This is a genomic window from Streptomyces cinereospinus, assembly GCF_042430725.1.
GTDB lineage: Bacteria > Actinomycetota > Actinomycetes > Streptomycetales > Streptomycetaceae > Streptomyces > Streptomyces cinereospinus.
Genome location: NZ_JBHMCY010000051.1, coordinates 1 through 25,080 on the forward strand (window position 1 = coordinate 1; position 25,080 = coordinate 25,080).

Annotated in this window: 22 protein-coding genes and 2 riboswitches; of the genes, 15 read left to right on the forward strand and 7 right to left on the reverse strand. The window is 72.7% G+C overall.

What is annotated here, in order from left to right:
- From ACFF45_RS23905 to ACFF45_RS23925, 5 genes are all read left to right on the forward strand, one after another.
- Positions 1 to 2,187, forward strand: a 2,187-nt coding sequence (locus ACFF45_RS23905) for a hypothetical protein (RefSeq protein WP_381348499.1), incomplete at its 5' end; no start/stop codon positions are given.
- The gene (locus tag ACFF45_RS23910; RefSeq protein WP_381348500.1) at positions 2,184 to 3,962 is read left to right on the forward strand and encodes a hypothetical protein; all 1,779 of its coding nucleotides are present in this window, start codon (positions 2,184 to 2,186) and stop codon (positions 3,960 to 3,962) included. The genes ACFF45_RS23905 and ACFF45_RS23910, both read left to right, overlap by 4 nt.
- Before the next feature lie 73 nt (positions 3,963 to 4,035).
- On the forward strand, positions 4,036 to 4,716 hold the full coding sequence (locus tag ACFF45_RS23915; protein ID WP_381348501.1) for a vWA domain-containing protein: 681 nt from the start codon (positions 4,036 to 4,038) through the stop codon (positions 4,714 to 4,716).
- A 1-nt stretch (position 4,717) separates the two neighbouring features.
- A complete protein-coding gene (locus tag ACFF45_RS23920) occupies positions 4,718 to 5,815 on the forward strand; it encodes a protein phosphatase 2C domain-containing protein (protein ID WP_381348502.1) in 1,098 nt (365 codons plus the stop codon).
- On the forward strand, positions 5,812 to 7,476 hold the full coding sequence (locus tag ACFF45_RS23925) for a hypothetical protein (protein WP_381348503.1): 1,665 nt from the start codon (positions 5,812 to 5,814) through the stop codon (positions 7,474 to 7,476). The genes ACFF45_RS23920 and ACFF45_RS23925 overlap by 4 nt, the downstream gene beginning before the upstream one ends.
- Before the next feature lie 7 nt (positions 7,477 to 7,483).
- On the opposite strand, the gene ACFF45_RS23930 is transcribed toward ACFF45_RS23925, so the two are convergent.
- The 7 genes from ACFF45_RS23930 to gcvT form a co-directional block, all read right to left on the reverse strand.
- A complete protein-coding gene (locus ACFF45_RS23930) occupies positions 7,484 to 8,182 on the reverse strand; it encodes a Crp/Fnr family transcriptional regulator (protein ID WP_381348504.1) in 699 nt (232 codons plus the stop codon).
- Complete coding sequence (locus tag ACFF45_RS23935) at positions 8,164 to 8,667, reverse strand: Pycsar system effector family protein (RefSeq protein WP_381348505.1); 504 nt, start codon at positions 8,665 to 8,667, stop codon at positions 8,164 to 8,166. The genes ACFF45_RS23930 and ACFF45_RS23935 overlap by 19 nt, the downstream gene beginning before the upstream one ends.
- Positions 8,668 to 8,680: 13 nt before the next feature.
- The gene (locus ACFF45_RS23940) at positions 8,681 to 9,238 is read right to left on the reverse strand and encodes a glycoside hydrolase family 25 protein (protein WP_381348506.1); all 558 of its coding nucleotides are present in this window, start codon (positions 9,236 to 9,238) and stop codon (positions 8,681 to 8,683) included.
- Between the two features lie 71 nt (positions 9,239 to 9,309).
- Positions 9,310 to 10,677 carry an L-serine ammonia-lyase gene (locus ACFF45_RS23945; protein WP_381348507.1) on the reverse strand — a complete coding sequence of 456 codons (1,368 nt, stop codon included), beginning with the start codon at positions 10,675 to 10,677 and terminating at the stop codon, positions 9,310 to 9,312.
- Between the two features lie 64 nt (positions 10,678 to 10,741).
- Complete coding sequence (gene glyA, locus ACFF45_RS23950) at positions 10,742 to 12,004, reverse strand: serine hydroxymethyltransferase (RefSeq protein WP_381348508.1); 1,263 nt, start codon at positions 12,002 to 12,004, stop codon at positions 10,742 to 10,744.
- A gap of 14 nt (positions 12,005 to 12,018) precedes the next feature.
- Entirely contained in the window at positions 12,019 to 12,396 is a 378-nt protein-coding gene (gcvH, locus tag ACFF45_RS23955) for a glycine cleavage system protein GcvH (RefSeq protein ID WP_381348509.1), read from the reverse strand.
- Positions 12,397 to 12,504: 108 nt separating this feature from the next.
- Complete coding sequence (gene gcvT, locus ACFF45_RS23960; protein WP_381348510.1) at positions 12,505 to 13,623, reverse strand: glycine cleavage system aminomethyltransferase GcvT; 1,119 nt, start codon at positions 13,621 to 13,623, stop codon at positions 12,505 to 12,507.
- Between the two features lie 34 nt (positions 13,624 to 13,657).
- A riboswitch (glycine riboswitch) is annotated at positions 13,658 to 13,774 on the reverse strand.
- Positions 13,775 to 13,874, reverse strand: a riboswitch (glycine riboswitch). It lies immediately after the preceding riboswitch.
- 243 nt (positions 13,875 to 14,117) lie between these two features.
- Here gcvT and ACFF45_RS23965 point away from each other — a divergent pair.
- The 10 genes from ACFF45_RS23965 to ACFF45_RS24010 all read left to right on the forward strand — a co-directional run bounded on the left by ACFF45_RS23965 (position 14,118) and on the right by ACFF45_RS24010 (position 24,995).
- Entirely contained in the window at positions 14,118 to 14,786 is a 669-nt protein-coding gene (locus tag ACFF45_RS23965; protein ID WP_381348511.1) for an AAA family ATPase, read from the forward strand.
- 72 nt (positions 14,787 to 14,858) lie between these two features.
- Positions 14,859 to 15,638, forward strand: coding sequence for an enhanced serine sensitivity protein SseB (locus ACFF45_RS23970; protein ID WP_381348512.1), 780 nt, complete (start codon positions 14,859 to 14,861; stop codon positions 15,636 to 15,638).
- A 157-nt stretch (positions 15,639 to 15,795) separates the two neighbouring features.
- The gene (locus ACFF45_RS23975) at positions 15,796 to 16,593 is read left to right on the forward strand and encodes an enhanced serine sensitivity protein SseB C-terminal domain-containing protein (RefSeq protein WP_381348513.1); all 798 of its coding nucleotides are present in this window, start codon (positions 15,796 to 15,798) and stop codon (positions 16,591 to 16,593) included.
- A 364-nt stretch (positions 16,594 to 16,957) separates the two neighbouring features.
- A complete protein-coding gene (locus ACFF45_RS23980; protein WP_381348514.1) occupies positions 16,958 to 17,965 on the forward strand; it encodes an ABC transporter permease in 1,008 nt (335 codons plus the stop codon).
- Between the two features lie 70 nt (positions 17,966 to 18,035).
- Entirely contained in the window at positions 18,036 to 19,829 is a 1,794-nt protein-coding gene (locus ACFF45_RS23985) for an ABC transporter substrate-binding protein (protein WP_381348515.1), read from the forward strand.
- Positions 19,830 to 19,968: 139 nt separating this feature from the next.
- On the forward strand, positions 19,969 to 20,967 hold the full coding sequence (locus ACFF45_RS23990) for an ABC transporter permease (RefSeq protein ID WP_381348516.1): 999 nt from the start codon (positions 19,969 to 19,971) through the stop codon (positions 20,965 to 20,967).
- A complete protein-coding gene (locus tag ACFF45_RS23995) occupies positions 20,964 to 22,058 on the forward strand; it encodes an ABC transporter ATP-binding protein (protein WP_381348517.1) in 1,095 nt (364 codons plus the stop codon). The genes ACFF45_RS23990 and ACFF45_RS23995 overlap by 4 nt, the downstream gene beginning before the upstream one ends.
- 14 nt (positions 22,059 to 22,072) lie before the next feature.
- A complete protein-coding gene (locus ACFF45_RS24000; RefSeq protein WP_381348518.1) occupies positions 22,073 to 23,365 on the forward strand; it encodes an ABC transporter ATP-binding protein in 1,293 nt (430 codons plus the stop codon).
- Positions 23,366 to 23,428: 63 nt separating this feature from the next.
- Positions 23,429 to 24,121, forward strand: coding sequence for a trimeric intracellular cation channel family protein (locus tag ACFF45_RS24005; protein WP_381348519.1), 693 nt, complete (start codon positions 23,429 to 23,431; stop codon positions 24,119 to 24,121).
- A 25-nt stretch (positions 24,122 to 24,146) separates the two neighbouring features.
- Positions 24,147 to 24,995, forward strand: coding sequence for a thioesterase family protein (locus ACFF45_RS24010; RefSeq protein WP_381348520.1), 849 nt, complete (start codon positions 24,147 to 24,149; stop codon positions 24,993 to 24,995).
- Positions 24,996 to 25,080 lie beyond the last annotated feature (85 nt).

Sequence of the window (25,080 nt, forward strand, 5' to 3'; positions counted from 1 at the left end):
GGCCCGCCCCCGGGCGCCGGGACCGCCGGCGAGGGGCAGCCGCCCGCCGGAGCGCCGTCGCCCGCCCCGGAACTTCCCGGCGCCGGCAGCAACGTCGGCGCCGGCGCCAGCGCCAGCGTCGCCACCGCCCGCACCGGCCAGGGCAGCCTGCGCGCGGGCCTGCTGCGCGACGCCTGGACGCACATCGGCGGCGACCGGGTGCAGGGCGACAAGATCGTCATTCACACCGCGGACGAACGCGGCGTGGTGCTGCGCACGGTGGCCGCCGCCCTGGTGGAGACCGTCCGGCACACCTTCCAGGCGCCGCCCCGCTGGGACGACATCCAGGCCGACGCCTGGCAGCGCCGCTCGGTCGTGCTGCGCGGCCCCGCCGGCGCCGGCAAGACCGCCGCGGCCGTCCGACTGCTGATCTCCGCCCAGGTCACGACCTGGTACCTGCTGGACTCGGTGGCCGAACTGACCCGCCTGACCGAGCTGCGCCAGCTCGGCAGCGGCGCCGGCCTGCTGCTCGACCGCCCGCGCGACCTCGACGAGCTGCGCGGCCCCCAGCTCGCCGGCCTGGAGGGCCTGCTGGAGCGGGCCGACGCCCGCCTGGTGCTGATCGCCGGCCCCGACGCCGAACTCGACCGCGGCGTCGCCGAGTACGTCCAGCGCGTCACCCGCCCCGACTCCCTGGACGCCGTGCTCGCCGCCCACCTCGCCCACCGCCTCGGCGAGGCCGACGCCGAACAGGCCCTGGCCGCCGCCGGAGTCGCCGACCTCGTCGCGGAACTGCTGTGCGACGGACCCGGCTGCCGGGACGCCGCCCGCCTCGCCGAGGTGCTCGCCCACGAGTACGGCGGTGGCGGCATCGACCCCGACCGGGTCCGCGCCCGGCTGGACACCTCCGGCGGCGAGGGCCCCGAGGAGTGGTTCGAAGGGCTCGGCGACACCGGGCTGCGCACCCAGGCCATCGCCCTCGCCGTGCTCGGCGGGCTGCCCCAGGAGGACGTGGCGCTGGCCGCCGCCGCCCTGCTCGACCGGTTCCGCAGCGACCGCGGCGTCCTCACCACCAGCGTCGAGCGCGGCCCCGTACCGCTGCGGCAGGACCCGTTCGCCCAGTCCCGCCGCCTGCTCGCCGAGAAGCTGCGCGCCCGCACCGTCTCCGCCGTCACCCGCGGCAGCTTCGGCCGGCTGCCCTGCACCGTCGCCGAGTACCGCAATCCCGACTACCCGCCCCGGATCATCCGGCACGTCTGGTCCGAGTACCGCGTCCAGCAGGACCTGGTGCACTGGCTGGCCGAGCTGGTCGACTCGCCCTCGCAGCAGGTGCGCAGCTTCGCCGGGACCGCGCTCGGCCTGATCGCCACCGAGTCCTTCGACCACATCGCCACCCAGGTGCTGCCCGGCTGGGTGCTGCACGAGGACAGCGGCGCCGCACGCCGCGAGGCCGTCGCCTACGCCCTGCGCGTCTGCGCCCACGACCCCGCCCTGCGGCCCGGCGTGCACGCCCTCGTCAACGGCTGGTACCTCAGCGGCACCTGGGAGCTCCAGGCCGCCGCCGCCCGCGCCTACGGACTCTGCCTGGGCGGCACCGACCTCGACACCGCCGTGCGCTGCCTCACCCGGCTCGGCACCGTCGACCACATCCAGGTCGCCATCGCCATCGGGGACGCCTTCGCCGACCTGGTCGAGGAGGACGTCGAGGCGCACGCCCCGCTGGTGCTGCGGGCCGTCGCCGAGACGGTGCACGAGCCGCTCAGCCGCCCCGTCGGGCACCTGGTGTTCCTGATCCTCGCCGACGCCCTCGTCACCGAGGAACCCGCCGCCCCCGGCACCGCCCCGCGCGCCCGCCCCACCCTGCTCCGGCTGGCCGCGGCCGACCCGCCCGGCAGCGAACTGCGCCGCCTGCTCGGCTACCTGTGGTCCGAGGTGATCGGCGGCGAACTCTTCGGCGACGAGTCCGCGGGCGTCCTGGAGGCCTGGGCCGCCCAGGCCGAGACCGACCCGCTGCTCCTGGACGACCTGGTCAGCGTCCTGGTCCAGGACGTGGCCGCGCGCGGCGACCGCGTCGGCCGGCTCCTGGAGCGCTACGTCACGCGCTGGACCGAGCGCGACCGCTTCCGTCCCCTGCCCCGCGCCGCGGCGGTCCTCGGCAGCGCCCTGCGGCCGTCCGCCGCACCCGCTCACTTCGGAGGTGCCCGGTGACCGAGCCGGTGTCGTTGATCGTCAGCCAGACGGCGGTGCCCCGCGTGGCGGTGGGGCCGACCAGGGCGACCGAACCCCATCTCGCGGTGGTCTACGCCACCGCGTCCGGCGACGTGGCCTGCTTCGAGGGCCGCCCGATGAAGCCCTCCCAGCAGGTGTTCTCCAAGTACCGCACCCGCTACGAGGTCGACCTGCGCGCCCACCAGCGCTCCGCCGTCCTCGGCCGCAACCCGCTGGTCTCCCGGGACGGCGTGCACGCCTTCGAGGTGACCGTCGACTTCGCGTTCCGCGTCGACGGCTGGAAGGGCGCCGAGGACTTCGTCCGCTCCGGCCTGCGCGACCCGCTGCCCGTGGTCCACGGCCATCTGGTCTCCCTCTTCCACGGTGCCGGCCAGCGCTTCGGCATCGAGGACCCCTTCGGCCTCCAGTACCACCTCAACCAGCTCTGCGCCCAGCCGGTCGTCTTCCCGGAGGGCCTGAGGCTGTACGGCTGCCAGGTGTACGTGCGGCCCGACGCCAAGTCCCTGTCCCACCTGGAGTCCGTGATCGAGGCCGGCCGGCGCGAACACCTCGGGGCGGCCGAGCACGTACCCGACAGAGGCGCCGTCGTCCGGCAGATCGAGATCGACACCATCCGGCAGCAGGCCCGGATCCAGGCCACCGCCCGGCAGGCGGACGCGCTGGCCGACACCCTCACCACCAGCGACGGCCTGATCCGCCACTACCTCATCACCCACCCGCACGACGCGGCCGGCGCCTTCGAGATGCGGCGCCACCTGGAGGAGGCCCGCGCGGCCACCGCCGAACTGCAGAACCAGCGCGCCCTCGGCCTGTTCCAGGTGATGGCCGAGAAGGGCCTCATACAGGCCGGCGACCTGGAGCAGATGCGCCGGCAGCTCACCGGCACGGTCGGCCGCGCCACCGGCGGCGACGGCGCCCTGCCGTCCCTGACCGCCCCCCAGCTCCCCGCCGCCCGCCCCTGGGACCCGCCCCGGCTCCCGCCGGCCGGCCCCGCCGAACCCGCGCAGGCACCGCCCGGTCGCCCCCCGGCCGTGCTGTCCCCCACCGTCGGCCCGGCCTCCGGCGCCGCCCCCTCCGCGCCGCCCGCCACGACCGCCCCCACCGCCCTGATCTACCTCGTCGTCGACGAGTCCCTCGACCGGGCCTGCCTGGACGAGCTCCAGCGCGGACTGGACGCCCTGCACTCCGCGCTCTCCGACGCCCCGGACGTCTCCCGCGTGGTGCGGCTGGGCGTCCTCGGCATGGCCGCCACCACCGAACAGCGGCTGTCCCTGGCCGAGGTCGGCCCCGGCACCCGCACCCCCCTCCTCGTGGGCCGGCGCGGACTCTCCTACAGCCAGGCCTTCCGCACCCTGCGGCCGCTGATCGGACAGGACGTCACCGTCGTCAAGCACGACGGCGCGCAGGTGCTGCGGCCCCTGGTGTACTTCCTCACCGGCGGCACGCCCGACGAGGGCACCGGCTGGCGCGCCGACCACCACGACCTGACCGGCACCGACCGCAACCGGGCGGCCCCGCACCTCATCGCGCTGGGCTTCGGCCGGGCCGAGGCACGGGCCGTGCGGGGCGTGGCGACCCGCCCCGAGTTCGGGTTCATGGCCGCACCCCACCAGGACGCCGCCTCGGCCGCGCACAGCTGTGCCGCGTTCCTGCGGGACAGCGTCGTCGGGTACGCGCGGCGCCTCGCGTCCGGCGAGGCCAACTTCTCGATCAACCCGCCGGACGGCTTCCGGCGGGCGGAGGACGCGCTGTGACCCCGGGTCACCCCACCACCGCGGCCGACGCGATGCCCCAGCACGACGGAACCAGAAACAGAAACGGAAGACGATGACGGAAAGCAACCGGGGACACCTGCTCCCCATCTACGTCCTCGCCGACGAGTCGGGCTCCATGGACGAGCACATCGACGACCTCAACGACGGCCTGCGCTCCCTGCACCAGGCACTGCTCGGCGAGCCCATGGCCGCCGCCAAGGTCCGCTTCTCGGTGCTCGGCTTCTCCGACGACGTGATCGAACGCGTCCGCCTGGTGGACCTGCGCGGCGCGGCCGAGTTCCCGCGCCTGACCACCCGCGGCATGACCAGCTACCGGGCCGCCTTCGAGGACCTCATCAGCCGCATACCGGCCGACGTGGGCCGCCTGAAGGCCGAGGGCTACCAGGTGCACCGGCCCGCGGTGTTCTTCCTCAGCGACGGCCTGCCCAACCACGGCGAGGACTGGCAGGACCCGCACCGCCGGCTCACCGACCGCGACACCACCCTCGGCGCGCCCAACATCATCGCCTGCGGCATCGTCGACGCCGACGCCCAGACGATCAGCAGGGTCGCCACCCGGCCGGAGTTCGGCTTCGTCGCCAACAAGGGCGTCGACGTCGGCGCGGCCATCGCCACGTTCTGCACGGCCCTGACCAAGAGCGTGATCTCCTCCGGCCGTTCGCTGGGCTCCGCGTCCCCGCAGCTGGTGGTGGACAAGCCCGAGGGCTTCACCGTCGCGATCGACGTGATCTGACGTGTTCCCGTCCCGGCGTCGCCCTCCCGACGAACCCCCGAAGCGGACCGGCCAGGCACCCCCGCCGCCCCGCCCGGCACCACCCCTGCGCCCCGAACCGCCCGCGCAGCCCGCACCGCCCGGGCCGGCCGGAGTCTACGACTGGCAGCAGGAGACCGACTGGCCGCGCCAACCGCAGCGCCCCGCCGCACCGCCGCCCGCCTGGATCGGGGCCGACCTGTGGCGGCGGCTGCCCCTCGACGAGGAGGAGGGCCCCGAGTTCCCGCCGAAGCCGCCGACCGGCGGACTGTCGTACCGCCCCGACACCGTGTGCGACGGCTGGTCGACGCGGACCGTGGACCTGCGGCTGGCCTCGGTCCGCGGACAGCAGCACCGCTGGGACGGGCGCCCGCGGGAGGACGACGCGGCCGCGGCCTGGGACCCGGGCACCGGCGCCGTGGTCGTCGCCGTCGCCGACGGCGTCTCCGACGCGCGCCAGCCGCACATCGGCTCCCAGCTGGCCTGCCGCAGCGCCGTCGACGAACTGCTCAGCCAGGTGCGCTCGGGCGGCGGCTTCGTCACCGACTGGCAGAAGCTGCTGTCCACGGTCCACTGGCAGCTGCGCGAACAGGCCGGCCGCCTGCTGCGCACCCCGGACCCCGGGACCGAGGAGACGGCCGGCCTGCTCGCCACCACCCTGGTCGCCGGAGTGGCCACGCCCACCCCCGAGGGCCTGCACGTCGCCCTGCTGTCGGTCGGCGACTCCGGGGTCTGGCAGATCAAGCACCAGGAGCTCTACCCGATGCTCGGCGGCAAGACCGCCGGCGCCGACGGGCTGATCTCCTCGGCCGTACAGCCGCTGCCGTACGTCCCCGCGGAGCTGCGCCCGCTGGAGTTCCGGCTCGACCCGGGCAGCGTCCTGCTGGTCGGCACGGACGGGTTCGGCGACCCGGTCGGCGACGGCCGCGGTGTGGTCGGCCGGCTCTTCGCCGACCAGCTGCGCCGCCCCGTACCCCCGCTCGGCTTCGCGCACCTGCTCGACTTCTCCCGCGAGACCTTCGACGACGACCGCACCCTGATCGCCCTGTGGCCCCGCGACCGGGAGGGGACCGCGCCATGATGACGACGGTGTCGTGGGTCCGGCCCGACCAGCTCGGCGACTACACCGCGCACGGCCTGGGCTCCGGCGGCCAGGGCAGGGTGTACGCCGTGCCCAGCCCGCCGGGCCGCTTCCAGGGCGAGTACCTCGCCTACAAGGAGTACCTGCCGGCCCTCGCGTACGACGCCGACGTCCTGCACGACATGGTGGTGCTGCGCGACCTGCTGAGCCCGTCCGACCGGGCCCTGCTGGACAACCGGCTGACCTGGCCCTGCGCCATGGTCTACACCGGCCGCCCGCCGGAGCGGCTGCCGCCGTCGCGGAACGCCGGGATGCGCGTCGTCGGCTTCCTGATGCCGCGCGTGGCCCCGTCCTACGAACTGCACAGCGCGAGCCTGTCCGAGGTGAAGCTCCAGGCCCTGGAGTTCCTGCTCAACGACGACGGCTACGCCGCCCGGATCGGCCTGGACGTCGGCGACCCCCAGCGGCTGGCGCTGCTGCTCGATCTGGCCCGCACCCTGGACCGGCTGCACCACAACCAGGTCACGGTGGGCGACCTGTCACCGAAGAACATCCTGTTCACCCTGGCCGGCCCGCCCAAGTGCCTGCTGATCGACTGCGACTCCATGCGCTACCGGGGCCGGGACGTGATGCGGCAGGTGGAGACCACCGGCTGGGAGGTGCCCGAGCCCGCCAAGGCCACGACGGCCTCCGACTGCTGGAAGTTCGCCCTGGTCGCCGCCCGGATCTTCAACCGCGACCACGACAGCACGGACCTCGCACCGCTGCGCGCCGTCTCCACCGGACTGGCCGGCCTCGCCTCCCGCGGCCACACCCGCGACCCCGCCCGGCGGCCCGCGATGGCCGAGTGGCTGACCGCGCTGGACCTGGCCCAGCACCGGATGCGGCAGCGCCCGGCGCCGCCGCCCGCCGCCGGCCCGTACCGGCCGCCGCGGCAGCCGCCGCCCCCGGACCCCGTGCCCGGCCCGGTCCCCCTCCCGCTCCAGACCCCGCCCCGGCGTCCCCCGGCGGCCTCCGGGGCGGACGGGGGCGGCCCGGGCAAGGTCCTCGTGGCGCTGCTGCTGGTCATCGCGGCCATCTGGGCGGCCGTGCAGTACGGGCCGGAACTCGTGGCCGCACTGTCGTCGGCGTCGGAGCCGGCGACGGACAGTTCGTCCGTGCGCGCCGCGCCCGGCACCGGCGGCACGGACGGCTCGAAGGACCCGGCCGGACCGGAAACGGAACCGGAGTACGTGGCGGAGGCCCCCGGCGCGTCCGTGGACTACTCCCAGGTGGCGGACGATCCGCGGGCCCCGGACGTGGCCGGCCTGTTCGCCCGCTTCTACGGCGCCATCAACAACCGCGACTACGACGAGGCGCTCGGCCACTACGATCCCGGCACCGCCACGGTCGATCTCGACTCCACCGCCAGCCGCCGGAAGTGGAAGGAGGTCATGGCCACCACCCGGGAGTCGGGCATCGCCCTGACGGCCGTACACGACGCCGGGGACCTCACCCTGGCCACGGTCAGCTTCCGCAGCCACCAGGACCCCGGCTACGGCCCCGCCGGCGACGAGAACGGCACCTGCACGGACTGGACCGTCACCTACCAGCTGACCGGCACCGACGGCTACCGCATCTTCAAGGCGCCCGAGGAGGGGGTGAGCCACTCCCCGTGCTGAACCCCGTTCACCCGCCGAAGGCCAGCGCCTTCAGCCGGTCCACGGAGCGCACCAGCAGCGACTGACGCCCCGTCACCACCCAGCCCTGGGCGCGCCACTGCTCCAGCACCCGGCTCACCGAGCGCCGCGAGGAGAGCAGCAGCCCGGCGAGGTCGTCCTGGGAGAGCGGCAGCCCGATCCGGTGGCCGGGGCCGTCGGGCTCCGGCTCGCCGCACCGCTCGACCAGGTCGAGCAGGAGGGCGGCGAGCCGGGCGGGCACCGGCTCGGTGATGCCGGTGCGCTGGGCGTCGGCCTCGCGCAGCCGCTGCGACAGCGTCTGCTCCAGCGCGGCCGCGATGGACGGCCGGGACCGGGCGTACCCGTGGAAGCGGGCCGCCGTCAGCTGCAACACGCCGGCCCCGGTGGCCGTCAGGAGCGACGCCGATCGGCGCCGCCCCTCCAACCCGGCCTGTTCGCCGAGGAGTTCGCCCGGGCCGCGGAGCGCGAGCAGCGCACGGTAGCCGGCGTGCGACTGGGCGACCACCTTGATCCAGCCGCTCAGCAGCACGACCAGGTGGTCCGAGTCGTCGCCCTGGGCCAGCAGCAGCCGGTCCGCCGGCAGCGCCTGCCGGGTGCCCGCACGCTCCAGCAGGACCCGGTCGGCGGGATCGAGCGCCTCCCAGAAGGAGGCGGGGCGGTGACCCACGGCTACCGGCCCAGCAGCCACGCGAGCACGACCGCCAGCACACCGGCGACGGCGAGCAGCAGCGACTGGCGCACCCGCAGCTGCTTGGCCCAGACGACCCGGCTCATGACGACCAGCTGACGGCTCAGCGGCGCCAGCGCGGAGGTGTCGGCGAGCTTCTCGGCGAGACGGTCGGGTTCCCAGTGCCGCAGATCCCCGAAGTACACGAAGTTCTGCCGCCAGTCGTGTCCCCGCGCGGTGGCCAGCCGCGGACTGACCACGGAGACGGCCGCGAGCGCGGCGAGCCCGAGCAGTGCGGCGCCCGCCCAGAACAGCACGGTCGGGACGGTGCCGTGCAACTCGCCCAGCCGGTACCGGGACCCGGAGAACGCGACGATCGCACCCAGCGCGGCCGACTCCAGCGTCAGCGCGAACCCGGCCTTGGCGTCCACCTTCCCGGTCCAGTCCACCAGCGCCGCGTGGATCCGCCAGGCCGTCTCCACGGCATCCGTCTCCGCCTCCGCCATGCCTGCCCCCTCGTCAGTCGCCCCTGGCCCACGCCCGTAAGGCGTCCTTGTTCGCGAAGTCCGCGACATTCTTGTCGATCGGGTCGTCCGTGTACTGGTGGAAGCGCCACTTCGCCTTGATGCGGGGTCTGCCCGCCGTGACGTAGTCGGCGATCCACAGGCCGTCGCCGGCGTAGGAGGTGGTGTCGACGTTCAGCCAGTAGTGCCGGTTGCAGTACAGGATGACGCGGTTGCCGGGCCGCAGCTCCTGCACCGTGCGGAGGAAGCGGTCCTTCTCGGCGTTGCTCGCGTGCGTCCCGTCGCCGGTGGTCTCCCAGTCGACGGCGAGGATGTCGCCGGCCCGGTCCGGGGCCCTGCCGACGAAGTACTCGGCCTGGGCGGTCAGGTTGCCCGGCCACAGGAAGTGGTAGAAGCCGACGACGAGCCCGGCCCCCCGGGCCCGCTCGGTCTGGGCGGCCAGCTTCGGGTTGACGTAGGACCGGCCCTCCGTCGCCTTGACGAAGACGAAGGAGAGGCCGTCGGTGTCGTAGGCGGTGGACTGGTACGAGCTGACGTCGATGCCGCGCAGCATGGGGACTCCCGTACGTCGCTGCTGGGGGACGGGAGTTGATGATTCCCCCGGGCGGCGGCGGTGACGCGTTTTCAGCACTCGATGATGTTCACCGCGAGCCCGCCGCGCGCCGTCTCCTTGTACTTCACGCTCATGTCGGCGCCGGTGTCCCTCATCGTCTTGATGACCTTGTCGAGGGAGACCTTGTGGCTGCCGTCGCCGCGCATCGCCATGCGCGCGGCGGTGACCGCCTTGACCGCGGCCATGCCGTTGCGTTCGATGCACGGGATCTGGACCAGGCCGCCCACGGGGTCGCAGGTGAGGCCGAGGTTGTGCTCCATGCCGATCTCGGCGGCGTTCTCCACCTGTTCGGGGCTGCCGCCGAGCACCTCGGCGAGGGCGCCCGCGGCCATCGAGCAGGCGGAGCCGACCTCGCCCTGGCAGCCGACCTCGGCGCCGGAGATGGAGGCGTTCTCCTTGAAGAGCATGCCGATCGCGCCCGCGGCGAGCAGGAAGCGGACCACGCCGTCCTCGTCGGCGCCCGGCACGAAGTCGATGTAGTAGTGCAGGACCGCCGGGATGATGCCGGCCGCGCCGTTGGTGGGGGCGGTGACGACCCGGCCGCCGGCCGCGTTCTCCTCGTTCACGGCCATCGCGTAGAGCGTGATCCACTCCATGGCGAGGGCCTGCGGGTCGCCCTCGGAGCGCAGCTTGCGCGCGGTGTTCGCGGCGCGCCGGCGCACCTTCAGGCCGCCGGGCAGGATGCCCTCACGGGACATGCCGCGCCGCACGCACGCCTGCATCACCTGCCAGATCTCCAGCAGTCCGGCGCGGATCTCCTCCTCGGTGCGCCAGGCGCGCTCGTTCTCCAGCATCAGCGAGGAGATCGACAGGCCGGTCTCCTTCGTCAGGCGCAGCAGCTCGTCGCCCGTGCGGAAGGGGTACTTCAGGACCGTGTCGTCCAGTGTGATGCGGTCCGCGCCGACCGCTTCCTCGTCGACGACGAACCCGCCGCCCACCGAGTAGTACGTCTTGGACAGCAGCTCCGCCCCGGAGGCGTCGTAGGCCCACAGGGTCATGCCGTTGGCGTGGTAGGGCAGGGCCTTGCGGCGGTGCAGCTTCAGGCCGGTGCCGAAGTCGAAGGCGATCTCGTGCTCGCCGAGGAGGTTCAGCCGGCCGGCGGCCCTGATCGCCGCCACCCGCTCGTCGGCCGTCTCCACGTCCACCGTGCGCGGCGAGTCGCCCGCCAGGCCGAGCAGCACCGCCCTGGGGGTGCCGTGCCCGTGTCCGGTGGCGCCCAGGGAGCCGTACAGCTCGACGCGGAGCGCGGCCACGGAGTCCAGCAGCTCCTCGCCGCGCAGGCGGCGGGCGAACATCCGGGCCGCGCGCATCGGGCCGACCGTGTGGGAGCTGGACGGGCCGATGCCGATCGAGAACAGGTCGAAGACCGAGACGGCCACGGGGACTCCTGGGGGGCAGGGGGTGGTGCGGCGGGCCCCACGCCGTTGTGGAGCCCACCGGGGACTACTTCGTCAGGCCGGGGTACAGCGGGTGCCGGCCGGCGAGGGCCTTGACCCGCGCCTTCAGCGCCTCCGCGTCGTACGACGGCTTCAGCGCCTCGGCGATCACGTCCGCGACCTCGGCGAAGTCCTCGGCGGTGAAGCCGCGGGTGGCCAGGGCCGGGGTGCCGATGCGCAGGCCGGACGTCACCATCGGCGGGCGCGGGTCGTTCGGGACCGCGTTGCGGTTGACGGTGATGCCGATCTCGTGGAGCCGGTCCTCGGCCTGCCGGCCGTCGAGCTCGGAGTCGCGCAGGTCGACCAGGACGAGATGGACGTCGGTGCCGCCGGAGAGCACGTCCACGCCCACGGCCCTGACGTCGTCCCGCACGAGCCGCTCGGCGAGCAGGCGCGCGCCCTCCAGGGTACGGCGCTGCCGCTCCTTGAAGTCCTCGGAGGCGGCGACCTTGAAGGCGACCGCCTTCGCGGCGATCACGTGCTCCAGCGGGCCACCCTGCTGACCGGGGAAGACGGCGGAGTTGACCTTCTTGGCGAGTTCGGCGGTGGACAGGATCACACCGCCGCGCGGGCCGCCCAGCGTCTTGTGGGTCGTGGTGGTGACCACGTGGGCGTGCGGCACCGGGTTGGGGTGCAGGCCCGCCGCGACCAGGCCGGCGAAGTGCGCCATGTCGACCATGAGGTACGCGCCGGCCTCGTCGGCGATCCGGCGGAACGCGGCGAAGTCCAGCTGCCGCGGGTAGGCGGACCAGCCGGCGACGATCAGCTTCGGCCTGGCCTCCCGGGCGAGCCGCTCGACCTCGGCCATGTCGACCCGGCCGTCCTCGCCGACGTGGTAGGCGACCACGTCGTAGAGCTTGCCGGAGAAGTTGATCTTCATGCCGTGGGTCAGGTGCCCGCCGTGCGCGAGGTCCAGGCCCATGATCGTGTCGCCGGGCTTGAGCAGCGCGAACATCGCGGCGGCGTTGGCCTGGGCGCCCGAGTGCGGCTGCACGTTGGCGTGCTCGGCGCCGAACAGCTCCTTGACCCGGTCGACGGCGATCTGCTCGACCACGTCGACGTGCTCGCAGCCGCCGTAGTAGCGGCGGCCGGGATAACCCTCGGCGTACTTGTTGGTCAGGACCGAGCCCTGCGCCTCCATGACCGCGACCGGGGCGAAGTTCTCCGAGGCGATCATCTCGAGGGTGGACTGCTGGCGGTGCAGCTCGGCGTCGACGGCGGCCGCGACGGCCGGGTCGAGCTCGTGCAGGGGGGTGTTCAGGACGGACATGTGGCTACGACTCCTCAGCCGGCGGTGTGGGCGGCGTACTCGTCGGCGGAGAGCAGGTCGGCGGGCTCCTCCGCGATGCGCACCTTGAACAGCCAGCCGCCTTCGAAGGGGGCGGAGTTCACCAGGGACGGGTCGTTCACCACGTCCTCGTTGATCTCGGTCACCTCACCGGTGACGGGGGAGTACAGGTCGCTGACCGACTTGGTCGACTCCAGCTCGCCGCAGGTCTCGCCCGCGGCCACCTGGGAGCCCACCTCGGGGAGCTGGGCGAAGACGACGTCACCGAGGGCGTTGGCGGCGAACTCGGTGATGCCGACCGTCGAGACGCCGTCCTCGGCGGCCGACAGCCACTCGTGCTCCTTGCTGTAGCGCAGCTGCTGGGGGTTGCTCATGGCCTGAATTCTCCTGTACGCGGGGGAGTGCTGGTGAATGGGGGACTGCTTGAACTGCGTGTGAGCAGGGGAAATATGCAACGGGTCACGTGGACCCGAGCCCAGTGTCTACTTCTGGCGCTGGTAGAACGGCAGCGCCACGACCTCGTACGGCTCGTGGGTGCCCCGGATGTCCACCCCGACGCCCGGCGTGCCCGGAGCGGCGTGCGCGGCGTCGACGTAGGCCATCGCGATCGGCCTGCCCAGCGTGGGGGAGGGGGCGCCGGAGGTGACCTCGCCGATCACCTCGCCGCCGGCCACCACGGCGTACCCGGCGCGCGGGACGCGGCGGCCCTCGGCGATCAGGCCGACCAGGACGCGCGGCGGGCTGGCCTCGGCGCGGGCGGCGGCCTCGGCGAGGGCCTCGCGGCCCACGAAGTCGCCCGCCTTGCCGAACTTCACCACCCGGCCGAGCCCGGCGTCGAAGGGGGTGAGGGAGGTGGTCAGCTCATGCCCGTACAGCGGCATGCCCGCCTCCAGGCGCAGGGTGTCCCGGCAGGACAGCCCGCACGGGACCAGGCCGGCGCCGGCGCCCGCCTCGGTCAGCGCCTCCCACAGCGTGACGGCGTGCTCCGGCGCGACGAACAGCTCGAAGCCGTCCTCGCCGGTGTAGCCGGTGCGGGCGATCAGTGCCGGGACGCCCGCGACGGTGCCGGACAGGCCGGCGTAGTACTTCAGACCGTCGAGGCCGGCGTCGGTGAGCCGCCCGAGGACGCCGGGGGACTCGGGGCCCTGGACGGCGACCAGGGCGTAGGCGTCCCGGTCGTCGCGCACGGCGGCGTCGAAGCCCTCCGCGCGCTCCGTCAGCGCGTCCAGGACGGTCTGCGCGTTGCTCGCGTTGGCCACGACCAGGTACTCGGTCTCGGCGAGCCGGTAGACGATCAGGTCGTCGAGGATGCCGCCGTCCGCGCGGCAGATCATGGTGTAGCGGGCGCGGCCGACACCGACGGAGGCGATGTCGCCGACGAGCGCGTGGTTCAGCAGCCGCGCCGCCTGCGGGCCGGTGACCGTGATCTCACCCATGTGCGAGAGGTCGAACAGGCCGGCCCGCGTGCGCACCGCGAGGTGCTCGTCGCGCTCGGAGCCGTAGCGCAGCGGCATGTCCCAGCCGGCGAAGTCGGTCATGGTGGCGCCCAGCGAGCGATGCAGGGCATCGAGCGCGGTACGACGGAGTGCGGTGCTGCTCATCGGTCGGTCTCCCAAGGCATGACGGCGAGGTCGTTCCTCCCCATCTGTCATCGGAACCTGAGAGGTTCGCCATGACCGTCGGGACAGACGGTGAGCACGGCTTGCACCTTGGGTGGAGCCACTGCGGCAGCGGCCCGCTTTTCAGATGTGCCTCGCCCGCGCGGTGACGGGGCCTGAGAGATTCAAGGGAGGGACTTGCTCCTTCGGCGCCCCGGTCATGTCGTGCCCGGGGACTCTCCCGCGCGGATTCAAGCGGCCGGTATGCAGTTGGCGGGCTCATCATTGCACGCATCGCCGCCGGGCGGCAGGGGGCCTCGTCCGTGGGGGGCGCATCGCGGCAAAGGGGAGGCACGGAGCGTCCCCAGCCGGGCACAGTGTGCTGTAGCAGGCTTGTTGCGGGAAGCGGACGGAAACGCGAGACGCCTCGTATTACCTTCTCTTTACACTCGAAGGGGACGGTAACTCGTGAACCGCCCCAGGGGAGGACGATCACGGTGAACAGGACCACGGCCTACGCGGCCACCGCTGGCCTCGCACTGCCCGAGCAGCCGACCGCCCCGGCCCGGGGCGCGTGCGCCCCGCTGCCGTCCCCCGTGGTCCGCGACCTGCGCGAGCGCGCGGGCCGCAGCCCGCACGCCCTGCTGTTCGGCCCGCACGACCTCGTCGTGATCACCGGGCTGCCCGGCAGCGGCAAGTCCACCCTCATGCGGCGCGCGGTCCGCGGCCGGCGCGTCGACTCCCAGGACACCCGCGACCGCTGGGACGGCCGTACGCCGAGCTGGCTGCCCTACGCCGTCTACCGCCCCCTCGTCCGCCTCGCGCACTACGCCGGGCTGCGCCGCGCCCTGCGCAGCGGCGAGGGCGTCGTCGTGCACGACTGCGGCACGCAGGCCTGGGTGCGTGCCTGGCTGGCCCGCGAGGCCCGCCGCCGCGGCGGCACGCTGCACCTGCTGCTGCTCGACGTCACCCCCGAGCAGGCCCTGGCCGGCCAGCGCGAACGCGGCCGGGGCGTCTCGCGGTACGCGTTCCTGCGCCACCGCCGCGACGCCGCCCTGCTGCTGCGCCGCGCGCACCGCGGCGACCTGCCCCGCGGCTGCGGCGCCGCCGTCCTGCTCGACCGCGCGGCGGCGGACGCCCTGCGCCGGATCGGCTTCACGGGCTGACGCGGCGCGCGGGGCGGGCGGCGCGCTAGCCTTTTCAGCCGGCAGCACTGGTACGGAGCAGGTGGTAGGCAGATGGACCTCTCGGGGGACTTTCCGGCGCAGGCGCACCCCCATCCGCACGGCGGGTGGCCCGGCAACGAGCTGGAGGAGGTGCTGTCGGCCTCCCTCGGCGTCCCGTCGGCGGGCGCCCGCATCGTGGAGGTGCTGGGCCGCAGCTTCGTGTGGGTGCCGCTGCCCAGCGGCGGCGGCCCGCACAGCGGCCCCCTGGACCTGCCGGGCATCGAGATCGGCGGGCAGGCCTACGTCCCCGTGTTCAGCTCCGAGGAGCAGCTGCGCCAGGTCGCCGGCCCCCACATGGCGTACACCGTCGCCCCCGCCGTCGAGTTCGCCCGCGGTCTGCCCCCGCAGGCGGGCATCGCGGTGAACCCCGGCGGCGTGGTGGGCGTCCCGCTCCCCCCGCCGGCGGTCGCCGAACTCGGCCGGGCCGGCCGCACCCCCCTCGACGGCCCCGCGAACGGCGGCCGGGTCCGCCTGTACGAACCCGACTGGCAGGACGACCCGGTGGACTTCCTCGCGGCGGCGTCCGCGGAGTTCGCCGCCCTCGGCGTCGTCACCGCGGCCCGCCGCTGCCTGGCGGCGATCGAGACGGCCGACCCGGTGATGTTCGTCGGCGTCGAACTCTCCCAGTGGGAGGGCGACCTGCGCGCCGCCCCCCTGGACGCCCTGGGCCGGGCCCTGGGCAGGACGCCGGTGGCCTGGCCGGTCAACCTGGTCCTGATGGACGTGGCCCAGGACCCGGTGGTCGACTGGCTGCGGGAGCGGGTGCGCCCCTTCTACCAGCACGGCCGGTGAAACGCCCGCGCGGACGGCCGGCCCCGGGGCGCGGGGACCTGCGCGTCCGGCCACGGACGGCCCGCACTCGCCGGGACGACACAGTTCCCGAGTCGGCAGGCGCCTTTAAGCTAGGGTCACGGCTCGAACAGGGCGTTGCACGAAGGGGCGGTACACAGTGAGCGCGAGCGGCACGGGCACGGCCGCGGCCGGCCAGGTCGAGCACCTGCTGCGCCAGGTGACGCCGGGGCGCTACGACGCCTACGAGGCACTCCTGCGCGCCCTCGCCACCCCCCACTCCGGCCAGGTCTGGATGCTGCTCTGGCACGGCCAGGCCGGCAGCCCCGACGCCCAGTACGGGAACATGGAGGTCGACGGCTACGGCTACGCGCCCTGCGTCACCTCCGCCCAGGAGCTCTCGGCGAGCGGCTGGATGCGCAGTTACGAGGTGGTCGACGGCCTGGACGTGGCCCGCACCCTCTACCCCGACCACTACGGCCTCTGGCTGAACCCGCACGCCCCCGGCGGCGGCGTCGGCATCCCCTGGCTGGACCTGCGCCGCATCGCCACCGGCCTCGACCGCCAGCCCGCCGGGCCGCTGCGGCTGTCCGAACCGGGCATCCAGATCCCGCAGTTCTACGCCCTGCTGTCGCAGAACGCCCATCGCACCCCGGCCGTCCGCTCCCTGCGCCGCGCCTGGGTCCAGCCCGCGCTCGGGGCGCCGTACCTCGCCATCGGTCTCGACGTGTACGACACCTCCCCGTCCGCCGTGGACTCGGTGCGGGCGATGATGCAGCAGTCGATCGGCGCGGTGCCGGACGGGCTGCCGGTGTCGACGGTGGCGATGACCGACGAGTTCGACCCGGTCGCGATGTGGCTGCGCGTCAACTCCCGCCCGTTCTACGACCGTGAGGCCCACGCCGCTCCGGCGCCGGCCCCGTTGGCCGGCGGTTACGGATACCCGCGGCCTTACTGACCGAGGGCCGTACCGACCGGGGGCCGTACCGACCGGGGGCCGTACCGACCGAGGGCCGTACTGACCGAGGGCCGTACTGACCGAGGGCCGCGCCGGACGTGGGCCTTCCCACGACAAGGCCCGTGCGGGCCTTCATCGTTGCGTTCGGTAACCGTACCCTTGCGTCCGCATAACGGAATCCGCAGACAGCATCACGGTTGCGCATCCTTTCCCCGTCAAGTCTGGCGACAGATCTCCAAAGCGTTGAAGACTCCCGCCCCAGGGGTTCACACCCCAGGGCATGACGGATTGACACGGATTCAACACGCCGCTACAGCGGCAAGTGCGGGCCCGGCTACCGCCGGTCGAGAGGGGTCCCTGCCAGATGACGGCACCATTGCACGACCCGACCGTGGAAGCGGCCCCGAGTGCGGCCGAGGAAGCGGCGCTGGTCAGCGGCGACGCAAAGGCCGTACAGGGACGGTCCCTCGGGCGTATCGCCTGGGAGCGGCTCAAACGCGACAGACTGGCCCTCGCGGGCGGCGTCGTGGTGCTCCTCCTCGTCCTGGTCGCCGTGCTCGCGCCGGTGATCACCGGCCTGGTCGGGCAGGACCCGGAGACCCACCACGAGGACCTGATCGACCCGCTGTTCGGCACGCCGATCGGCTCGCTCGGCGGCATCAGCGGCGAGCACCTGCTCGGCGTCGAACCGGTCAACGGCCGCGACATCTTCGCCCGGATCGTCTACGGCGCCCAGATCTCCCTGCTCGTCGGCTTCCTGTCCGCCGCGGTCGCCGTGGTCCTCGGCACCGTGCTGGGCATCCTCGCCGGCTTCTTCGGCGGCTGGGTGGACACCGTCATCTCCCGGGTGATGGACGGTCTGCTGGCCTTCCCGCAGCTGCTGTTCATCATCGCGCTGGTCTCCGTCATGCCGAACGAGCTGCTGGGCCTGAGCGGCACCGGTGTGCGCCTGTTCGTGATGATCCTGGTCATCGGCTTCTTCGGCTGGCCCTACATCGGACGCGTGGTGCGCGGCCAGACGCTCTCGCTGCGCGAACGCGAGTACGTCGAGGCGGCCCGGTCGCTGGGTGCCGGGCGGTTCTACATCCTGTTCAAGGAGCTGCTGCCCAACCTGGTCGCGCCGATCATCGTGTACACGACGATGATGATCCCCACCAACATCCTCACCGAGGCGGCACTCAGCTTCCTGGGCGTGGGCGTCAAGCCGCCCACGGCCTCCTGGGGACAGATGCTGTCGAGCGCTCTCGACTACTACGAGTCGGACCCCATGTACATGGTCATCCCGGGCGTGGCGATCTTCATCACCGTCCTGGCCTTCAACCTCTTCGGCGACGGCGTCCGCGACGCGCTGGACCCCAAGGGCTCCCGCTGAACCGCCGTACCGCTCGTGACCCGTGGCGCAAGGCACGGGGTCTCTCATCAATTCCGGAGGATCCGAGATCGTGACTACCCAACGCACCTCAGGGCGGCGCAAGCAGGCCATGGCCGCTGCCGCCGTGGTCGCCGCGCTGCTGACCACGGCGGCGTGCGGCGGCGGCGGCGGTGAGGACGGCGGTTCGCAGAACGGCGCGGCCGGCTACGACGCCGCGAACAACAAGGTCGCCCAGGCCGCGCTGGCCGAGAAGGGCGGCACCCTGAAGTTCGCCAGCGCGCAGGATGCCGACTCGTGGGACACCACGCGCGGTTACTACGGCTTCATGTGGAACTTCGCCCGCTACTACAGCCGCCAGCTCGTCACGAACAAGACGGAGCCGGGCAGGGCCGGCGCCGAGCTGACCCCGGACCTCGCCACCGGTCTGGCCGAGATCAGCGACGACGGCAAGACCTACACGTACACCCTGCGTGACGGCGTCACCTGGGAGGACGGCAAGCCGATCACGTCCAAGGACGTGAAGTACGGCATCGAGCGCGTCTGGGCGCAGGACGTGCTCTCCGGCGGCCCGACGTACCTCAAGGAGGTGCTCGACCCCGAGGGCGAGTACCCGGGTCCGTACAAGGACAAGTCGGCGGACAAGCTGGGCCTGAAGTCCATCGAGACGCCGGACGACAAGACGATCGTCTTCAAGCTCCCGGAGGCCAACTCGGACTTCGAGGAGATGCTGGCGCTGATCTCCGCCTCCCCGGTCCGCCAGGACAAGGACACCAGGTCCAAGTACGGTCTGCACCCGTTCTCCTCGGGCCCGTACAAGTTCGCGTCCTACAACCCGGGCAAGGACCTCGAACTGGTCCGCAACACCCAGTGGAAGCAGGCCTCGGACCCGGTGCGCAAGGCGTACCCGGACGAGATCACGGTCAAGTTCTTCTCCAACGCCAACGACCTGGACGCCCGGCTGATCGCCGGTGACTACGACCTGGACCTGGCCCAGACCAGCCTCTCGCCGCAGGGACGTTCCACCGCCCTGAGGGAGCACAAGGAGAACCTGGACAACCCGGTCTCCGGCTACATCCGCTACGCGGCCCTCGCGCAGAACGTGAAGCCGTTCGACAACATCCACTGCCGCAAGGCGGTGCTCCTCGGCGCCGACCACGTCTCCCTGCAGACCGCGCGCGGCGGCCCCGTCGCCGGCGGCGACATCGGCACCAACATGCTGCCGCCGGGCATCCCCGGCGGCGAGGGCCAGAAGTACGACCCGTACGCGATGGCCGGCGCCGACAAGAAAGGCAACGTTGCCAAGGCCAAGGAGGAGCTGAAGGCCTGCGGTCAGCCCAACGGCTTCAGGACCACCATCGCGGTCCGCAACAACAAGCCCGTCGAGGTGGCCACCGCCGAGTCGCTCCAGGCGTCGCTGAAGAAGGTCGGCATCCAGGTCGAGATCGACCAGTACGACGGCGCGCAGAACTCCAGCGTGATCGGCAGCCCCTCCAACGTGGAGAAGAAGGGCTACGGCATCATCATCATGGGCTGGGGCGCCGACTTCCCGTCCGTCCAGGGCTACGGCCTGCCGCTGTGGCACAGCAAGTACATCCTGGAGAGCGCCAACAACAACTACGCGCTCATCGAGGACAAGGCGATCGACGGCCTGTTCGACGACTACGTCAACACGCTGGACGACGCCGAGAAGACCCGCATCGCCACGGAGATCAACCACAAGGTGATGGACGGCGCGTACTACCTGCCCTTCGTCTTCGAGCGGTTCCTCAACTGGCGCTCGGACCGGCTGGCGAACGTCTACACCACGGACGCGTACAGCGGTATGTACGACTTCGTCAACCTCGGCCTGAAGAACACGAAGTAACCGGCACACCCGCCGTACGGCACGAAAGGCAGGTGAAGGCCGGCGCGGCGTGACCGCGGGCCACCCGGGGCACCTCCCACGCTCATGAGGCGGTGGGGGAGACCGGAGGCGGCCCGCGGTCCGCGGCGGGCCGTTAGCTGTGCTCGCTTACCTCATCAGGCGGCTGTTCGCCGCCGCAGTGATGCTCGTGGTCATCGTCATGGTGGTCTTCAGCATCTTCTTCCTCATCCCCGAGTGGGCGGGCGTCGACGTCGCCCTGAGCTTCGTGGGCAAGCAGGCCGACCCCGCCGCCGTCGAGGCCGTGCGGGTGAAGCTGGGCCTGGGCGACCCGATCTACGCGCAGGTCTGGGAGTTCTTCAAGGGCATCTTCGTGGGCCGCACCTACGCGGCCGGCGGTGACGTCACGCACTGCGCCGCGCCCTGCTTCGGCTACTCCTTCCGCAGTGAGCAGGCCATCTGGCCGGTGCTGACCGACCGTTTCCCGGTGACCCTGGGGCTGGCGCTCGGCGCGGCCGTGCTGTGGCTGGTCTTCGGCCTCGCCGCGGGAGTGCTCTCCGCCCTCAAGCGGGGCAGCTTCTGGGACCGCGGCGCGATGATCGTCGCCCTGGCGGGTGTCTCCCTGCCCATCTACTTCACCGGTCTGCTCAGCCTGGCGGTCTTCTCCTACGGACTGGGCTGGATCGACGGCGAGTTCGTCCCCCTGGAGGAGAGCCTCACCGGCTGGCTCGGCGGCATGATCCTGCCGTGGGTCACCCTCGCCTTCCTCTACGCGGCGATGTACGCCCGCATCACGCGCGCCACCATGCTGGAGATCCTCGGCGAGGACTACATCCGCACCGCCCGCGCCAAGGGCCTGCGGGAGCAGGTCGTCATCCGCAAGCACGCGATGCGCTCGACGATGACGCCCATCCTCACCATGCTCGGCATGGACCTCGGCGCCCTCATCGGCGGGGCGATCCTGACCGAGACCACCTTCTCCCTGCCCGGCCTCGGCCAGGCCGTGCTGAACGCGATCAAGAACCAGGACCTGCCCGTCATCCTGGGCGTCACCCTGATCACGTCGCTCGCGGTGCTCATCGCCAACCTCGTGGTGGACGTCCTGTACGCCGTGATCGACCCCCGAGTGAGGCTCTCATGACCGAACTGAGCAAGACCGGCGCGGCCGTGGGCGAACCCGTCACCGCCGCCGCGCCGACCGCCTTCCTCGACGTACGCGACCTCAAGGTGCACTTCCCGACCGACGACGGCCTGGTCAAGTCCGTCGACGGGCTCAGCTTCCAGCTGGACAAGGGCAAGACCCTCGGCATCGTCGGCGAGTCGGGCTCCGGCAAGTCGGTGACCTCGCTCGGCATCATGGGCCTGCACACCGCCGGCCAGTACGGCCGGCGCAAGGCGCGGATCTCCGGCGAGATCTGGCTGAACGGCACCGAGCTGCTGTCCGCGCCCGCCGACCAGGTGCGCAGGATGCGCGGCCGCGAGATGGCGATGATCTTCCAGGACCCGCTGTCCGCGCTGCACCCGTACTACACGATCGGCCAGCAGATCGTGGAGGCGTACCGCATCCACCACGACGTCGACAAGAAGACCGCCCGCCGCCGGGCGGTGGAGATGCTCGACCGGGTCGGCATCCCGCAGCCCGACCAGCGCGTCGACGACTACCCGCACGAGTTCTCCGGCGGCATGCGCCAGCGCGCGATGATCGCGATGTCGCTGGTGAACAACCCCGAACTGCTCATCGCGGACGAGCCGACCACCGCCCTGGACGTGACCGTCCAGGCGCAGATCCTGGACCTGATCCGGGACCTGCAGAAGGAGTTCGGCTCGGCCGTCATCGTCATCACCCACGACCTGGGCGTCGTCGCCGAGCTGGCCGACGACCTGCTGGTGATGTACGGCGGCCGGTGCGTGGAGCGCGGCCCGGCCGAGAAGGTGTTCTACGAGCCCCGCCACCCCTACACCTGGGGCCTGCTCGGCTCGATGCCGCGGCTCGACCGCGACCAGCAGGAGCGTCTCGTCCCGGTCAAGGGCTCCCCGCCCTCCCTCATCAACCTCCCGTCCGGCTGCGCCTTCAACCCGCGCTGCCCGTACGCGGACATCCCGAAGGACGACGTCACCCGCACGGTGCGCCCCGAGCTGACCGAGGTCGGCAGCCGGCACTGGGCCGCCTGCCACATGTCGCAGGAGCAGCGGGAGCGTATCTGGACCGAAGAGATTGCGCCGAAGCTGTGAGCGAGGAAAAAGCAGTGACCGTCCCTGCCCAGAGCGGCGGCGCCACCCTCACCGAGGGCGCCGCCCCCGGCGAGACCCTGCTGAAGGTGACCGGGCTCCAGAAGCACTTCCCGATCCGCAAGGGCCTGCTCAAGCGGCAGGTCGGCGCGGTCCGGGCGGTGGACGGCCTGGACTTCGAGGTGCGGGCCGGCGAGACCCTCGGTGTCGTGGGCGAATCCGGCTGCGGCAAGTCCACGATGGGCCGGCTGATCACCCGGCTGCTCGAACCGACCGCCGGGACGGTCGAGTTCGAGGGCAAGGACATCACGCACCTCGGCGTGGGCGGGATGCGCCCGCTGCGCCGCGACGTGCAGATGATCTTCCAGGACCCGTACTCGTCGCTGAACCCGCGCCACACCATCGGCACGATCATCGGGGCGCCCTTCCGGCTCCAGGGCGTCACGCCCGAGGGCGGCGTCAAGAAGGAGGTGCAGCGGCTGCTGTCGGTGGTCGGGCTCAACCCCGAGCACTACAACCGCTACCCGCACGAGTTCTCCGGCGGTCAGCGCCAGCGCGTCGGCATCGCCCGCGCGCTGGCCCTCAACCCCAAGCTGGTCGTGGCCGACGAGCCGGTCTCCGCGCTGGACGTCTCCATCCAGGCGCAGGTGGTGAACCTGCTGGACGACCTCCAGCAGGAGCTCGGCCTGACGTACGTGATCATCGCGCACGACCTGTCCGTCGTCCGGCACGTCTCGGACCGGATCGCGGTGATGTACCTCGGCAAGATCGTGGAGCTGGCCGACCGCGACCAGCTCTACACGTCGCCGATGCACCCGTACACCAAGGCCCTGCTGTCGGCGGTGCCGATCCCGGACCCGGCCCGCCGCGGGGCCAAGAGCGAGCGCATCCTGCTCAAGGGCGACGTGCCCTCGCCGATCTCCCCGCCCAGCGGCTGCCGCTTCCACACCCGGTGCTGGAAGGCGACGGAGATCTGCCGGACCGCCGAGCCGCCGCTGCTCGAACTGCGGCCGGGCCAGCGGGTCGCCTGCCACCACCCGGAGAACTTCGCGGACCAGGCGCCGCAGGACACCGTGCTGCTGACCGCCGCGAAGGAGGCGGCGGAGCTGGTGGCGGACGAGGTGCTGGCGGAGTCCGCGGAGACGAGCGCGGCGGTGGCCGCGGAGGTGCACGGCACCGTCCAGGACGGCACTGCCCAGGACGGCACTGCCCAGGACGGCACTGCCCAGGACGGCACCGTCCAGGACGCCGCCGCCCAGGACGCCGCCGCCACGGACGCGAAGGGCACCGCGGCGGCCGACGACAAGTAAGCCGCGCCCGGCCCCCGCCTTGCTTCGGAAGGCGGGGGCCGGGCGCTGGGTGAGAATGTCAGGGTGCTCCAGCAACTGTTCACCCCGTCCGTCCAGCACACCCTCGATCTGATCGGGATCTTCGTCTTCGCGATCTCCGGCGCCCTGCTGGCCGTCCGCAAGAACTTCGACGTCTTCGGCATCGCCGTGCTCGCCGAGGCCACGGCGCTGGGCGGCGGGCTGTTCCGGGACCTGATCATCGGCGCCGTGCCGCCGGCCGCCTTCACGGACCTGGGGTACTTCGTCACACCGCTGCTCGCCGCGCTCCTGGTCTGCTTCCTCCATCCGCACGTGGAGCGCATCCAGGCCGGGGTGAACGTCTTCGACGCGGCCGGCCTGGGCCTGTTCTGCGTCGCGGGCACCACCAAGGCGTACGAGTACGGACTCGGCCTGCACGCCTCCGCCGCCCTCGGCCTCGCCACCGCCGTGGGCGGCGGCGTCCTGCGGGACGTGCTTGCCAACGAGGTGCCGTCGCTGCTGCGCTGGGACCGCGACCTGTACGCCGTCCCCGCGGTCGTCGGCTCCGTGATGGTCGCCGTGTGCATCCGCTACGACGCCCTCAACCCGCTGACCAGCACCCTCGCCGCCGCCACGGCCTTCGTGCTGCGGCTGCTGGCGATGCGCTTCCACTGGCGCGCGCCCCGGGCGTGGAACCGGCGCTCGACCGTCCGCGAGGAGGAGCCGCCACGGCAGCCGACCGCAAAAGCTACCGCTTAGTAGTTTCTTGTTGTACGGTACCGCCATGGCTCAGGCATCCCAGGCGACCATCGGCAACAGCGAGTTCGACCGCGACACCGCCGTCACCCGGCGCTCCGAGGGCGTCTACGACATCGACCTCTCGGCGGGGTGGACCATCGTCAGCGCCGTCAACGGCGGCTACCTCCTCGCCGTCCTGGGCCGCGCGCTCGCCGACGCGCTGCCGCACCCGGACCCGTTCACCGTCTCCGCGCACTACCTGACCGCCTCGCAGCCCGGCCCCGCGGTCGTCCGCACCGACGTCGTGCGCACCGGCCGCACCCTCTCCACCGGCCAGGCCTCGCTCTTCCAGTACGACGACCAGGGCCGCGAGGTCGAACGGGTCCGCGTCCTCGCCTCCTACGGCGACCTCGACGCCCTCCCCGACGACGTGCGCACGACCGCGCGGCCGCCCGCGATGCCGCCGACGGACCAGTGCTTCGGGGCCGAGGGCGGGCCCGCACCCGTCGACGGCAGCTCGGCCATCGCCGACCGGCTGATGCTCAAGCTCGACCCGTCGACGCTGGGCTGGGCGCTGGGCTCGCCGTCCGGCAAGGGGGAGATGCGGGCCTGGTTCGGCCTCAGGGACGGCCGGGACGCCGACCCCTTCTCTCTGCTGCTCGCGGTGGACGCGCTGCCGCCGACCGCGTTCGAGATGGGCCTGTCCGGCTGGGTGCCGACGGTCGAGCTGACCGTGCACGTGCGCTGCCGCCCGGCGCCGGGCCCGCTGCGCGTCTGCCTCACCACCCGTAACCTCGCCGGCGGCTTCCTGGAGGAGGACGCCGAGGTGTGGGACAGCGCGGACCGGCTGGTGGCGCAGTCCCGGCAGCTGGCCCGGGTGCGGCTCGGGTCGTGAGGCGCGCCGCGCCGCACGCACGGCCCGGCGACCGGGTGTTCCGAACGCCGCCCCGGGACGCGCTGGTCGCGTGCCCGCCTCGAGG

Bases quoted from the DNA above. Each gene is read 5' to 3' on its own strand.
- ACFF45_RS23915 (WP_381348501.1), top strand. From the start codon at position 4,036: ATGACGGAAAGCAACCGGGGACACCTGCTCCCCATCTACGTCCTCGCC.
- ACFF45_RS23925 (WP_381348503.1), top strand. From the start codon at position 5,812: ATGATGACGACGGTGTCGTGGGTCCGGCCCGACCAGCTCGGCGACTAC.
- ACFF45_RS23935 (WP_381348505.1), bottom strand. From the start codon at position 8,667: ATGGCGGAGGCGGAGACGGATGCCGTGGAGACGGCCTGGCGGATCCAC.
- ACFF45_RS23940 (WP_381348506.1), bottom strand. From the start codon at position 9,238: ATGCTGCGCGGCATCGACGTCAGCTCGTACCAGTCCACCGCCTACGAC.
- glyA (WP_381348508.1), bottom strand. From the start codon at position 12,004: ATGTCCGTCCTGAACACCCCCCTGCACGAGCTCGACCCGGCCGTCGCG.
- gcvH (WP_381348509.1), bottom strand. From the start codon at position 12,396: ATGAGCAACCCCCAGCAGCTGCGCTACAGCAAGGAGCACGAGTGGCTG.
- gcvT (WP_381348510.1), bottom strand. From the start codon at position 13,623: ATGAGCAGCACCGCACTCCGTCGTACCGCGCTCGATGCCCTGCATCGC.
- ACFF45_RS23970 (WP_381348512.1), top strand. From the start codon at position 14,859: ATGGACCTCTCGGGGGACTTTCCGGCGCAGGCGCACCCCCATCCGCAC.
- ACFF45_RS23980 (WP_381348514.1), top strand. From the start codon at position 16,958: ATGACGGCACCATTGCACGACCCGACCGTGGAAGCGGCCCCGAGTGCG.
- ACFF45_RS23995 (WP_381348517.1), top strand. From the start codon at position 20,964: ATGACCGAACTGAGCAAGACCGGCGCGGCCGTGGGCGAACCCGTCACC.
- ACFF45_RS24010 (WP_381348520.1), top strand. From the start codon at position 24,147: ATGGCTCAGGCATCCCAGGCGACCATCGGCAACAGCGAGTTCGACCGC.